The organism is Pseudomonas sp. FP453 (assembly GCF_030687495.1).
Taxonomy (GTDB): Bacteria; Pseudomonadota; Gammaproteobacteria; order Pseudomonadales; family Pseudomonadaceae; genus Aquipseudomonas.
Genome location: NZ_CP117435.1, coordinates 3,193,413 through 3,206,253, shown reverse-complemented (window position 1 = coordinate 3,206,253; position 12,841 = coordinate 3,193,413). Strand labels below are relative to the sequence as shown.

The window sequence follows — 12,841 nt, the reverse complement described above, 5'->3', positions numbered from 1 at the left end:
GGGTTGCACGCTTTGGCAAATACGTACATAATGGCGCCCATCGAACGCAACGAAGCATTAAAAACCTCATTGTATTCAATGAGTTAGAGTAGAGGCAGGCTTCATTAGCCCACTCAAGTTTGCATGCGGTGAGTGCCAGTGACTGGGGCATTGATCGTTTGAGGCCGAGTAGCAAAATGGTTATGCAGTGGATTGCAAATCCACCTACGCCGGTTCGATTCCGACCTCGGCCTCCACTCTTAAAGCCCCGTAGATCAATGGTCTACGGGGTTTTTTATTGCCTGCGATTTAAGAAGTGTTCCGCATTTTTTGTAATGTGTTCCGCATGTGACTCACGAATCGACTGATTTATGGTATCAAGATCTGTCAAAACGCTCTGCGGAGCGAGATCGGATTTCAAAAAAATGTATCAGGTCAGCACCGCTGTAAAATCGTGCAGCCCAATCTGTAGCCTTTTGGGTTTCGTGAAAACTCAAGGAGTGAATCGTGCTCGTTAAAATTTTGGCTTTTTTAGTTTTGATCGTATCCAGCGTTTGGTTGTACGTTGAACCCGGCTACGAGCCGGGACTTGCAGTACTCACGTCTCTTTCCGCCCTAATAGGTATCTGGATCAGTAAGCGGAATTCAGCCAATAAACCTAGTCAGTCGCAATCCGTTGGAGCGGGTGGGGTTGCTGTTCAGGCAGGTGGTGATATTAAAGTTGGAGATATTACGACTGGAGCATGCAAGGATGCTTAATAAGGACCAGAACCAGGATGCTGCGCAAGGTGCTTTGGCGCTTCAGGCGGGGGGGAATATTACAATTGGGCTTTCCGCTATTGAGGCCATAGCGATCGCCCGAGAGGTTGCTGTGGCGACATTCCGTGAACTAAGCGGAGATGCCAGGGACACGATGAGCGCCCGTGTTGAGCAAATTACAGTTGAGGTGATTTCAAGGCTTGAAAAAGAGAATCCGGAAGGATTGAAAAAAGCGAAAGATCCAGATTTTCAACATGCGTTGCTCACTGTTCAAAAGGAGTACGGTAGAACCGGTGATCGACAGTTGGGTGATTTGCTAGTTGATCTGTTAGTTGATCGAAGTAAGCAGGATGAGCGAAATATTCTTCAAATTGTCCTGAATGAGTCATTGAATGTCGTACCTAAGTTGACCGATTCGCATCTTGCGAATCTCGCAATTGTTTTTTTATTTCGGTATGTGCAAAGTTACGATGTCGTAAGTGATGCACTTTTGGGTAACTACCTCGACACACACGTCATGCCGTTTGTAAGTAAGATTTCTAAAAAGCCTTCTAGCTTTCAACATCTCCAGTTTACTGGGTGTGGTAGTGAGCAAATGATGGCGGCTACTCTTGAGACATTATTGCTCGGGAGTTACCAAGGCCTCTTTTCAAAGGGGGTTGATAGTTCTGAAGTTGATGCTGAGGAATTGTCGTGGAAGTTGCGGGAGGTATTTTTGATAAGATGTTTAAATGATTCTGAAAAGTTTCAAGTTAAATTTATTTCTCGTACGGCTCTTTTTGATATTTTTGATCGGTACTATATAGGCCAAGAGGATAGGGACAAGATTTTACGTTTATTTAATGCTGGGCTAATGAGTGAAGATGAGGTGCGTGAAAAGTGTGTTGGGTTACGTCCGTACTTGGGTCCCGTTTTTTCATGCTGGAATGAGTCGAGAATGACAAATTTCACCTTGACTAGTGTCGGTCTGGCTATCGGTCACGCTAGCGTTAAGCGGGAAGTGGGATCTGAGTTTGGGGATTTGTCTATCTGGGTGAATTGACGTTTTGTTTAGCCCGAACTTATCTCGGGCTAAGCGGTAAATTTCTTTCACTTAGTCGGCTTAACAATCTCGCCCACGCGTCGGTAGACTTTCTTGGTCATCTCCTCGGTGGAGTGGCCAAGTAACCGGCTGGCATGCCCCAGTTCGATCTCACTGGCGGCTTTCGGCCGGATGTCCTTGAACTGGAATTGGCGGATCAGTGCGGCCAGGGCAGAGTCGCCGTCGGCGCCCGCCTTGATTGCCGCGTTCTCGCGAGCTTCATCCCATCGGTTGCGCAGCATTTGCTGGCTCATCCGCAGGCCGGAAGTGTTGGTAATGAGCCTCGATGTTTTAATACCCTTGATCGCACGCCGCTCTTGGAGGTCATCAATGAAGGTACTGAGCCCGGATTGCACACCTTCATCCTCCAGCCGTAGACGTAGTTTCTTCGAAGTTTTCCCCTGTTTAACCATCAGGAAACCGGCGTTTAAATCAGTGGTGGCCACCTTGAGTACGTCGGCGGGACGCTGGCCGGTCAGATAGGCCAGATCCATGGCGTCTTTGAGTTCCTGGGGCGCCTGATCATAGACTGCATTCCAAACGATCTCGCCTGCGTAGTAGTCCCTTGGGGTTTCCTTGTTGCGGCGCAGGCCGAAGCAAGGGTTTGCCCTGTCCGTGAGGCCCCATTCCCGGGCGAACGTGAACATCGTTGATAGAAGCGCGATCTCTCGGTTGGCACGTACTTTGGCCTTCCTGGCGTCCCGGTATTGGGCAATAACCTGTGGCGTCATTGCGTCGAGTGGGGCGCCGGTGAACGCCTTTTTCAGCTGCCGGAGACCTTTCTGATAGTCGTCCTGCGTCCCCTTGGTGAGCTTGGGCATCACCTTTTTTTCATATTCTTCGAACAGTCGGTCCATGAGGTGCGCGGGAGACGGTACGGCCTTGCGCTCCAAATGGGCCCATTCAACTTTCGCATCGTCTAGGTCGCTGCCCAAGGGGATCTCTTTACGGTTACCTTCGGCGTCCCTGCCGTCGTAGTAGTACCCGATCCAGATCTTTCCGCTCTTGCGTTTACGGCATCGTTGAATCATGCGCGGCGGCAGATCCCGGCCGGCTGTGGTTTTCTGGCTCATTGATCAGCTCACGTTTGCCAGGTCGAGCGACCAGGATTCGGCGACCGGGTTAACGGCTGATGGTTTTACACCTGCCAGTTTCATTCGGGCGTACACGCGCCCCACGATTGGGCGGCGTGCGCCAGTCAGAACAAATTCCCAGCGATTGTTGGTCAGCCACTGGATTTGCTTGGAGGGGATTTGATAGCCGGTGATGGTGGCCAGCTCTTCGTCGGCCAGGGTTTCGCTTTGGAATTCCATCATCGTGCCTCCGCGCCCAGTGCTGCCTGCTCGGCTAGATGCCAGGGCGTCCAGTAGCCATCGTCCATCTGAACGGCGAGCGGGAGACCTGGCCCATTCCAGCGCAGGCCGTATCGAGGAAGTCCAAACCCATCAGGCGGGCGCGGCGGTAACGCCGGCTTGAGTCCTCGGAGGCGCTCGTTTTCGGCGACTAGGGCCAGGATAGCGGCGGGTGTGGCTGCCTCTATGAAGTCGCGATAGGGCTTGTCGATAGCAAGAAGGGGAGTGCCATCTATGCTTTTGATAGCGCTCAGTACGTCACCGTCTCGTAAGCCTCGGTTATGGTTGCTGGTCAGGCGAAGCACCGAGTTGCTGCTCCACCAGCGCCATTCAATACCGCCGGCAGCCATCGCCGCAGATTTGAGTAGGTCGCTCATGCTGCATCCTCACCATAAAGCTCCCGTTGCCGGCGCAGGTCTTCTTGTGCAGAGGCTTCGCGCAGAGCTTCGCGGAGGTGTGTGTATCCATTGGGGTTGGCGTCATGAGGGAACGTAATGGTGCTGCTCTCAAATTCGCCCCAGAGATCGCCCTTAGTGTTCAAAAAATCGATCAGTCGCGTATCTAGCGCGCCGCCGCCTGCGAGTTCGTGGTCTAGCGAAACTCGAAATCCCGCTGCATTGCGGTGCCCGCCACCGCCGTACTGTTTCGCGATCTCAGAAACGTCCATACCGTCATCCGTGCTGCGAAGGCTGAACACCCGGCCGGTAGGTGTATCCCAGTAGCAGGCTGAAGGTGGCGATCAACCAGGGCCAGTGGGACGCATTGATGAGCTTCACCTACAACCTGGGAGCGGCCAACCTGGGGACTTCGACGCTGCTTAAGCTGCTCAATGCCGGTGACTATCCTGGCGCGGCCGAGCAGTTCCCCCGTTGGAACAAGGCGGGAGGCCAGGTTCTGGCAGGCCTGACCAAGCGTCGGGCGGCTGAGCGGGTGATGTTCCTGGGTGCCGCATGACGCCCTGGCGGATTCTGCTGGCCATTGCCGTAACCGCCGCTGGTACCTGGCAAGTGCAGGACTATCGATACGGCGAGCAACTGGCAAAAATCGGAGAGGCTCAGGCGTTAGCCATCACGAAGGCTGGCGACGAGGCTCGACAAGAAGAACAGCGCCGCCAGTCGGCAGTGAACAAGGAAGCAAGCGATGCGCGAGAACAGACTAAGGCTGCCGCTGTGGATGCTGGCACCGCTGATGCTGCTGGCGACCGGCTGCACGTCGAAGCCGGTAAGTTTGCCGCCGCTGCCTGCGGCGATACCGGAGCTGCCCAGCGAGGCGCGTCAGCCACACGCGCCGCAATGGTGCTCTCCGAATTGTTCCAGCGGGCTGACAAAAGAGCGGGGGAGTTGGCAGTTGCGTATGACAGAGCCCGAATAGCTGGGTTAGCCTGCGAGCGTTCATATCAGTCGCTAAGTGAAAGCAGTAAGCGTTAGCGAGGTGTGTGAGTTGAATTTTAATTGCTAGTCATACTTACTCAATTATGATTCGGGTGGTTTGTAATATTTCGAAAAGTCGGGCGTTAACCACTGCATAGTCTCTATTGAATTTTTTTAGTTTTCCTTCTAAATCAATGTCTTGGCCTGGTTTTCTAGGGTCTAAGTTTATCGGAGAAGAGCCATCTATTGGGTGGAAAACTAAACCGCCAGAGTGTGCAAAAACATTTCTTATGTAAAATACGCTCCTGATAGCCTCGTCAATGCCCTTGGCTTCTGGGTAGCACTTCATTAGGACGCTTCTTTTGTAGTTGGTGGTAGCCGATTCGTCGTTCATCATTATTTCGAGGAAGTCTATTTTAGCACCGTGGAGGGGGAAAAATTTAAGTGTGATAAGTATCGACATTAAGCTTTCGATGGCTATTGCTTTATCAAGAACGTCATTCCTATCTATCATTATAGCTTTCCTTGGTTGATTGTAGTTTCTTGTATTTGATTGCATTATTATGGCGTGCTAGTTGTACCTATGACTCAGCTAGCGAATACGATGACACTGATGGCGACCGTGTTCAAGTGTCGCGCTGCTGCACGAAGATATCAGCGTTCGATAGATCCCTGGGGGAGATGCGAAAAGCAGTTCCGCAACTGATTTCTTACCCCTTGAAATCATTGGGCCTGGAGGACGCTAAAAAATCGGAGGTGCGGAATCTATTTTTATGCAACTTGCTGATAAATAATAGAAAACCGATGGATTGCAAATCCACCTACGCCGGTTCGATTCCGACCTCGGCCTCCACTCTTGAAAACCCCGTAGATTAACGTCTACGGGGTTTTTTATTGTCCGCGATTTGATGGGTATGTTTACACCGCAACTTCAGCCTCTGTGGGCGCTCGCATAATGCGTTTTGTGTAAGCGGTTTTTATAATTTTTGAAACTGTCTTTTCAATCAGGAAGTACGAGGCGATAGACAGCAACACCAGCATCACGACGAAGATGGAAAAGTTAACAGTGCTGGACTCAAAAATATACTGGGAAGGGGTTCTCTGAAAAGCAAGATGGGCCGGTGCTTGCAGGATGTAAAGCGAGTAGCTGGACTCCCCGAGTATTACGAGTGCCGGCATACATGCTATTTTTTTAAGCAGGTTATTTGCGATTGCACATAAATAGATCGCAGGCGTGAATAGAATCGCGGTGAAGCTGCTCGCATACGCTAAATGCTCGCCTATTGCAGCGTCTATGTTGGGGCCGTAGTCAATGACTTTGCCAATGATGGCGAATAGCAAAAGGCTGAGAAGAAGTGCTGTCTTTTCACCGATTACCTGGCGCCATACGCCGGCCTTGAAAAAGAGCCCAGCGGTAAAGCCCAGGACGAAACTGCACAGGTGTGAAGGCGGGAAATAGTTAATCAAGGCGTGCGAGAGGGTGCCGGCGCCTTGATGGTGGCTGGTACGACTGTAGTAGCTGAGTATGACCTGGCTGGCAATCCAGAGAAGTACGGCGCAGGCAAGCCATAAGCCGAGACTCGATTTTTTCTTGGCGCTGCTTAGAAAAAGCAGCAGTGGGCAAATGGCGTAAAAAAACATTTCTACTGAAACGGACCATCCCGGGTAATTCAAGGTGGTGGCTTTAGTCGGGAACCACGATTGGATAAGGGTGGCAGACAACAAGAATGTCCCGTTGAAAGAGCTTCTTGTCATTACCATGAAAGCCAACAGAGCGATTAAATAGATTGGCAGGATTCTTGCCACTCTGTTCACATAAAACTGTGAGGCGGAGATAGTCTTTTTTGTATTGGATATGGCCAGCACAAAGCCGGACAGGACAAAAAAGAAAGTGACCATGATCGGCCCGCAATTCAGTATGGTTGGCAAGTTCGTATAGAAGAAAGTGTCTGATCCGTAATGGAATATAACCACCACGAGCGCTGCAATAAAGCGCAAGAATGTAAGTGACTCAAGTCTTTCTACGGTGGTTGCATTTTTTCCTGACGCGTCAATGGTGTTGCCGACCTGTTTTCTTTGTTCCGGCACGGTTCCTTTGCCTCTCGAATGTATCGTAAATGTACGACTTTATTCGCGCGAGGATACCACGACAATTATGTGCCAGGGCTTACTCGTGCCGTCAGTGGGACTGCCGGGGGGGCTGATTCGGGTGTGGTGTTCAGTCTGTTAGGGTTGCAAGTCCCCATGAGCCGGTTCGAATCCGACCTCGGCCAGTTCCTCAGCGCGCCGTATACCCCACCCCAAGCTCCCACCGCGACTGCCAATGATCCACATACCGCCGAGCTATCTCCGGCGCCCCCTTGATCACCAACACATTCTCCGAATTCGCCGTCTCCGCAGACGTCGCATAATTGAATGACCCCGTTTGCACGGTGCTGCCATCAACGATAATCACCTTGTCGTGCTGCAGGTGAAAGTGGTCACTGGTGCGCAGCTCCACGCCGTTGCGGCTGACAAAATCCATAGCGGTGGTGCTTGCCTTACCAAGGTTGCGTTTCTTGTCGATGACCACACGCACCTTCACCCCACGCTTTTGCGCCTCGACCAACGCCCGTGTGATGTCGGGCGCTTGAAAGGCGTAGGCAAGCATCTGGATGCTGTGCCGCGCACTGCCGATGGTCTCCAGGACCAAGGTCCGCGCCGAGCCTTCCGGGGAGAAGCCCACTGCAATAGCGGGCTCAGCCATCGTCAGGGGCGATAGGCCGAGCAGGGCAACCAAGGTGACACATCGAACGATCATCATGTTTCAAACCCCGATAGCGCTGTGTGCAAACGCTTGGTTCGCAGCGCGTTGTAAGTTTAAAAATACAAAGCCTACCAACACGTTACATGATAGCCGTGACGCCGTCGGCTTTCGCTTGTCCTATCTCTCGCGAAACAAATATTGCCAAGCAGAGAGTGTTTTCATGAAGTTGAGTGACTTGACCAAGGCGGCCGTCGTGGTCGCGCTGTTGTCCACCCTTTCGGGTTGCTGGATGTTCATGCCACCACCAGGTGGTGGTGGTGGTGGTGGTGGTGGTGGTGGTGGTGGGCACGGACAAGGCGGCGGCCACGGTGGTGGTCCAGGCGGTGGCGGTGGCCAGCGCTAAGTCGTGCATCCGGGGAGCAAGCCGTTGCGGTTTGCTCCCTTTTTTGTGCGGCGAAAGTGTATTCCCCGATCCACCCCTAGCTGTACGGGGCGGTCGGCCCGCTAAACCTCTACTGTCACAGGCCTGTCACCACCGTCTGGATGCTGCGCCATGTTCATGTCTACCAGCCTGCTCTCAGCCTTTGTGCTGTTCGCTTTCGTGTCTTCGATCACCCCGGGGCCCAATAACACCATGCTGCTGGCGTCGGGGGTGAACTTTGGGTTTCGTCGCTCGATGCCCCATGCACTGGGGATCAGCATCGGTTTCATGCTGTTGGTGATTGCGGTCGGCCTGGGGTTGGGCGAGGTGTTCAAGGTGTTCCCTTGGGCCTACACGGTGTTGCGTTATGTGGGCGCGGCGTATCTGCTGTACCTGGCGTGGAAGATTGCGACGTCCGCCGGCATGTCCGAGAGCAGTGATGCCCACGGCAAGCCAATGACCTTCCTCGGCGCGGCGGCGTTTCAGTGGGTCAACCCCAAGGCGTGGATCATGGCGCTGGGGGCAATCACTACCTATACGCCGGCCGAGGGTTATGTCACCAACGTGTTGGTGATCGCCTTGGTGTTTGCCGTGGTCAACTTGCCCAGCGTGTGTGTCTGGGTGGGCTGTGGCAGCGGCCTGCGCAATGTGTTGCGCGAGCCGCGCTGGTTGCGGGTGTTCAACGGGTCAATGGCGGGCTTGCTGGTGCTGTCGTTGTACCCGATGTTGTTTGCCAGCTGACCGCGTTACACCGGCGAAATGGTCGCCAGCAGGCCGATGCCGATGGTCAGCACTAAAAAGCCGAACAGGAAAATTGCCATCTTGGTCATAAGGCCTCCGAAGGGAAGGGGGCGCCAGGAAGTGTCCTGGTGCACTCGACAAGGGTGTCGGGAGTGGGCGTATTGTCCGCCCGGGGCAGTTTTCGATACAGAGGCAGATGCAAAAGAAAAAACCGTATCAGATGCACGTTCAGGCGCCTGGCTCCAGCCTGTGCAGGGTGGCGGATTTTTCAAGCTCAGCCCACATCCCGGTGTTTATGCGCCCGCCAACCTGTAATCTTTACGCTCGATAGTGACCGTTACCGTGCCCGTGCGAGGATGTATGCGACGTCTGTTGAGCAAATACCGTTACGCCATTATTTTCTGGCTGTGCTTCGGCATCTTCCGCACCTCCCTGGCCGATTGGAACCCCATCCCCTCCGGCTCCATGCGCCCGACGCTGGTGGAGGGCGATGTGGTGCTGGTCAATCGCGTCGCCTACGACCTCAAGCTGCCGCTGACCGACATCTCGGTAGTCGCGCTGGAAAACCCGCAACGGGGCGACGTGGTTACTTTCACCTCACCCAAGGACGGCGTGCGCCTGATCAAGCGCATCGTCGGCATCCCCGGCGACACCCTGCAAATGAAAAACGAGGTGCTGTGGATCAACGGCGAGCCGGCCACCTACCTCGATGCGCAGGCCATCAGCGAGCGCATCTCGCCTGATCAGTCCATCGCCGGGATCCAGCTGACCGAGCTGGCGAGCAACAGTCGGCGCAGCATCCAGTTCATGCCCCAGGTACGCGCGCGCCGCGACTTCGGCCCGCTGGTCGTGCCTGCCGACAGCTACTTCATGCTCGGCGACAACCGTGACAACAGCGCCGATTCGCGCTACATCGGCTTCGTGCCGCGCCGATTGCTGATCGGTCGCGCGCACCATATCCTGGCGTCCGCGCAGATCCTCGATCATTGGATGCCGCGATTTCGCCGATTTGGTGCGCCAATCCTCTAAGATGGCGCCCACTGCACCAACAACAATAAAGTGGGCAACCCCTCGATGGAAAGACGCCAGTTCAGCGGTGGCATGAAAGGCAAGAACCTGCGCTACCTGAATGACAACCCGCAACAGCCGTCGCCGGTCACCCGCGTCGGCTTTGTGTTGCTTGAACACTTCTCCCTGCCCGCATTCACCCAGACCCTCGACACCCTGGTCACCGCCAACCTGCTGCGCCCGGATCTGTTTGCCACGCGCACCTTTGGTTGGGACGATGGCGAAGTGATCAGCGACCTCGGCCTGGTGATCCGCCCGGATGCGCGCCTCGACGTCGCGGCGTTGCACGAGCTGGAACTGCTGGTGATTTGCGGGGGCTTTCGCACCGAACTCAAGGCGGGCGACGACTTTGTGCAACTCCTGCGGGTTGCTGCCGAACAAGGCGTGGGCCTGGCGGGGTTGTGGAATGGCTCGTGGTTCCTCGGCCGTGCCGGCTTGCTCCAGGGCTACCACTGCGCGATCCACCCCGAACACCGCCCGGCCTTGGCGGAGGTGTCCAAGGCGGCCCACGTCACCAGCGAGCCCTTTGTGATCGATCGCGACCGGCTCACGGCGTCCAGCCCCTCCGGGGCGTTTCATATGGCCCTGGACTGGATCAAGAGCCTGCACGGCAAAGCCCTGGTCGAAGGCATCGAAGACATCCTCGCGTTTGAAGAATCGCGTTACCGGCGTATCAAACCGACGGAAAACGTCAGCGTCAGCGCGCCGTTGCGCGAAGTGGTCAAGCTGATGGATGCCAACCTTGAAGAACCCCTGGAACTGGACCAGTTGGCCGTCTACGCCGGCCGCTCGCGCCGTCAGCTTGAGCGACTGTTCAAGGAACAACTGGGCACCACGCCGCAACGCTACTACATGGAACTGCGCGTGACCGAAGCGCGGCGGTTGTTGCAGCACACCGAACTGTCCCAGGTGGAAGTGCTGGTGGCGTGCGGGTTTGTGTCGCCGAGTCATTTCAGCAAGTGCTATAGCTCGTACTTTGGGTATCGGCCTTCCAAGGAGAAGCGGTTGGTCAAGTAGCTGGGTGGTTGGCAGTACCACCGCTATCGCAGGCAAGCCAGCTCCCACAGGGGGCTGCGAACAGGTTCAAAATGTGGGAGCTGGCTTGCCTGCGATAGCGCCAGCCCAGACAACATCCCAACCCCAGACCCACCCCCAATGCAACGATTCGCCCCCACACCCCTCATATGTCTACACCCAACGTTTCTCCACGACAGGTAGCGGGCTTATGACGGCGGCGGACAACGATCATGTGAACTGGCTGGTGCAACAGTCGATGCTGCACGCGGCACGCCAGCGCGCGAGGCTCTATTCCGGGCAAGGGCGCCTGTGGCAGCAGCCTTATGCGCAGACCCGGCCACGGGACGCGACGGCGCTGTCTTCGGTGTGGTTTACCGCCTACCCGGCGTCGATTGTCACCCGTGACGGCGGTACGGTACTGGAAGCCCTTGGCGATGAAAGCCTGTGGCAGGCCTTGTCGAAGATCGGCATCCAGGGCATCCACAACGGCCCGCTGAAAAAGTCCGGCGGCCTGAGCGGCACCCAGCACACGCCGACCATCGACGGCAACTTCGACCGCATCAGCTTCGACATCGACCCGCAACTGGGCACCGAGGCGCAGTTGCAGGCATTGACGCGCATGGCCGCCGCGCACAATGCGGTGATCATCGACGATGTGATCCCGTCCCACACCGGCAAGGGCGCGGACTTTCGCCTGGCCGAGATGGCCTACGAGGACTACCCCGGCCTCTACCACATGGTGGAGATCCGCGAAGAAGACTGGCCGCTGCTGCCCGACGTCGCCGAGGGCGATGACGCGCACAACCTCAGCCCGCCCCAGGTCGATGCCCTGCGTGACAAGCACTACATCGTCGGCCAGTTGCAGCGGGTGATTTTCTTCGAGCCCGGCGTCAAGGAAACCGACTGGAGCGCCACGCCGGTCGTCCTCGGCGTGGACGGCAAGCCGCGCCGCTGGGTGTACCTGCATTACTTCAAGGCCGGCCAGCCCTCACTGAACTGGCTGGACCCGAGCTTCGCCGCGCAGCAGATGATCATCGGCGACGCCTTGCACGCCATCGATGTGATGGGTGCGAAGATCCTGCGCCTGGATGCCAACGGCTTCCTCGGCGTGGAACGCAAGCTGGACGGCACGGCCTGGTCGGAAAGCCACCCCCTGTCGATCACCGGCAACCAACTGCTGGGCGGGGCGATTCGCAAGGCGGGCGGCTTCAGCTTCCAGGAATTGAACCTGACCGTGGACGACATCGCCGCCATGTCCCATGGCGGCGCAGACCTGTCCTACGACTTCATCACACGCCCGGCCTACCAGCATGCCTTGCTGATGGGCGACACCGAATTCCTGCGCCTGATGCTGCGCCAGATGCACAGCCTGGGCATCGACCCCGGTTCGTTGATCCATGCCCTGCAAAACCACGACGAACTGACCCTGGAACTGGTGCACTTCTGGACCCTGCACGCCCATGACAGCTATCAGTATCAGGGCCAGACCTTTCCCGGCAACAGCTTGCGCGAGCACATCCGCGAACAGATGTACGAGCGCCTGGCGGGCGAGCAGGCGCCGTATAACCTCAAGTTCGTCACCAACGGCGTGGCCTGCACCACGGCCAGCATCATCACGGCGGCATTGGGCATTCGCGACCTGGCAGCGATCACCTCGGCGGATATCCAGCAGATCCGCCAGATCCACCTGCTGCTGGTGATGTACAACGCCATGCAGCCGGGGGTATTTGCCTTGTCCGGCTGGGACCTGGTGGGCGCGTTGCCTTTGGCGGCGGATAGCGTGGCGCATTTGATGGGCGATGGTGACACACGCTGGATTCATCGCGGGGCCTACGACCTGGTGGACCTCAACCCCGGCGCCGAACTGTCCGCCGGGCAGATGCCGCGCGCGCAAAGCCTGTATGGCAGCCTCAACAGCCAATTGCAGGACCCCGAATCCTTTGCCTCACAGCTGCAAAAAATCCTCGCGGTCCGCCGAGCCTACGACATCGCGGCGAGCCGCCAGATCCTCGTGCCGGATGTGCAAAACCCTGGGCTGCTGATCATGGTTCATGAGCTGCCGGCGGGGAAGGGCACGCAAATCACCGCGCTGAACTTTGGCGCGACGCCGATCACTGAAACCCTGCACTTGCCCGACATTGCGCCGGGGCCGGTGGTGGACATTATCAATGAGCGGGTCGAAGGTGACCTGACGGCGGAGGGTGAATTCACCATCACCCTGGATGCGTACGAAGGCTTGGCACTGCGCGTTGTCAGCACCACCCCAATGCTGTGATTGAACACGGTCAACTGTGGGAGCTGGCTTGC

General features: G+C 56.3%; 16 protein-coding genes and 1 tRNA gene. 10 read left to right on the top strand and 7 right to left on the bottom strand.

From position 1 onward, the window contains the following. Positions 1–162 precede the first annotated feature (162 nt). The 3 genes from PSH87_RS14365 to PSH87_RS14355 all read left to right on the top strand — a co-directional run bounded on the left by PSH87_RS14365 (position 163) and on the right by PSH87_RS14355 (position 1,780). Positions 163–236 (top strand) — tRNA-Cys (locus PSH87_RS14365). Between the two features lie 250 nt (positions 237–486). Further along, positions 487–738, top strand: a complete 252-nt coding sequence (locus PSH87_RS14360) for a hypothetical protein (protein WP_305429903.1) — start codon at positions 487–489, stop codon at positions 736–738. Beyond that, a complete protein-coding gene (locus PSH87_RS14355; RefSeq protein ID WP_305429901.1) occupies positions 731–1,780 on the top strand; it encodes an LPO_1073/Vpar_1526 family protein in 1,050 nt (349 codons plus the stop codon). The genes PSH87_RS14360 and PSH87_RS14355 overlap by 8 nt, the downstream gene beginning before the upstream one ends. A 47-nt stretch (positions 1,781–1,827) precedes the next feature. Here PSH87_RS14355 and PSH87_RS14350 read toward each other — a convergent pair whose 3' ends face one another. The 4 genes from PSH87_RS14350 to PSH87_RS14335 are packed head-to-tail and all read right to left on the bottom strand — an operon-like array spanning position 1,828 to position 3,838. Then, complete coding sequence (locus tag PSH87_RS14350) at positions 1,828–2,892, bottom strand: tyrosine-type recombinase/integrase (protein WP_305429899.1); 1,065 nt, start codon at positions 2,890–2,892, stop codon at positions 1,828–1,830. Positions 2,893–2,895: 3 nt separating this feature from the next. Then, positions 2,896–3,132, bottom strand: a complete 237-nt coding sequence (locus tag PSH87_RS14345; RefSeq protein ID WP_305434314.1) for a DUF4224 domain-containing protein — start codon at positions 3,130–3,132, stop codon at positions 2,896–2,898. Further along, positions 3,132–3,548 (bottom strand): hypothetical protein, encoded by a 417-nt coding sequence (locus PSH87_RS14340; protein ID WP_305429897.1) that lies wholly within the window; start codon positions 3,546–3,548, stop codon positions 3,132–3,134. The genes PSH87_RS14345 and PSH87_RS14340 overlap by 1 nt, the downstream gene beginning before the upstream one ends. Further along, positions 3,545–3,838, bottom strand: coding sequence for a hypothetical protein (locus PSH87_RS14335; RefSeq protein WP_305429896.1), 294 nt, complete (start codon positions 3,836–3,838; stop codon positions 3,545–3,547). Before PSH87_RS14335 ends, PSH87_RS14340 begins: the two co-directional genes overlap by 4 nt. A 65-nt stretch (positions 3,839–3,903) precedes the next feature. Between PSH87_RS14335 and PSH87_RS14330 the strand changes: the two genes are divergently transcribed. After that, positions 3,904–4,125, top strand: coding sequence for a lysozyme (locus PSH87_RS14330; RefSeq protein ID WP_305429894.1), 222 nt, complete (start codon positions 3,904–3,906; stop codon positions 4,123–4,125). After that, positions 4,122–4,598 carry a DUF2514 family protein gene (locus PSH87_RS14325; protein ID WP_305429893.1) on the top strand — a complete coding sequence of 159 codons (477 nt, stop codon included), beginning with the start codon at positions 4,122–4,124 and terminating at the stop codon, positions 4,596–4,598. The genes PSH87_RS14330 and PSH87_RS14325 overlap by 4 nt, the downstream gene beginning before the upstream one ends. A gap of 37 nt (positions 4,599–4,635) precedes the next feature. Here the strand turns inward: PSH87_RS14325 and PSH87_RS14320 are convergent, their stop codons facing one another. The 3 genes from PSH87_RS14320 to PSH87_RS14310 form a co-directional block, all read right to left on the bottom strand. Next, the gene (locus PSH87_RS14320; protein WP_305429892.1) at positions 4,636–5,055 is read right to left on the bottom strand and encodes a hypothetical protein; all 420 of its coding nucleotides are present in this window, start codon (positions 5,053–5,055) and stop codon (positions 4,636–4,638) included. Between the two features lie 404 nt (positions 5,056–5,459). Beyond that, entirely contained in the window at positions 5,460–6,629 is a 1,170-nt protein-coding gene (locus PSH87_RS14315) for an acyltransferase (RefSeq protein WP_305429890.1), read from the bottom strand. Positions 6,630–6,819: 190 nt separating this feature from the next. Next, a complete protein-coding gene (locus PSH87_RS14310; RefSeq protein WP_026136454.1) occupies positions 6,820–7,344 on the bottom strand; it encodes a phospholipase D family protein in 525 nt (174 codons plus the stop codon). Positions 7,345–7,507: 163 nt separating this feature from the next. Here PSH87_RS14310 and PSH87_RS14305 point away from each other — a divergent pair, with 163 nt between their 5' ends. From PSH87_RS14305 to treS, 5 genes are all read left to right on the top strand, one after another. Beyond that, a complete protein-coding gene (locus PSH87_RS14305; protein WP_305429889.1) occupies positions 7,508–7,690 on the top strand; it encodes a hypothetical protein in 183 nt (60 codons plus the stop codon). Positions 7,691–7,840: 150 nt separating this feature from the next. Next, positions 7,841–8,449: a LysE family translocator gene (locus PSH87_RS14300; protein ID WP_305429887.1), complete on the top strand. Its 609-nt coding sequence runs from the start codon at positions 7,841–7,843 to the stop codon at positions 8,447–8,449. Positions 8,450–8,809: 360 nt separating this feature from the next. Next, positions 8,810–9,478, top strand: a complete 669-nt coding sequence (lepB, locus tag PSH87_RS14295) for a signal peptidase I (RefSeq protein WP_305429886.1) — start codon at positions 8,810–8,812, stop codon at positions 9,476–9,478. A gap of 72 nt (positions 9,479–9,550) precedes the next feature. After that, complete coding sequence (locus PSH87_RS14290; protein WP_017734272.1) at positions 9,551–10,534, top strand: GlxA family transcriptional regulator; 984 nt, start codon at positions 9,551–9,553, stop codon at positions 10,532–10,534. 208 nt (positions 10,535–10,742) lie between these two features. After that, positions 10,743–12,809, top strand: coding sequence for a maltose alpha-D-glucosyltransferase (gene treS, locus PSH87_RS14285; protein WP_305429885.1), 2,067 nt, complete (start codon positions 10,743–10,745; stop codon positions 12,807–12,809). Positions 12,810–12,841: the final 32 nt, after the last annotated feature.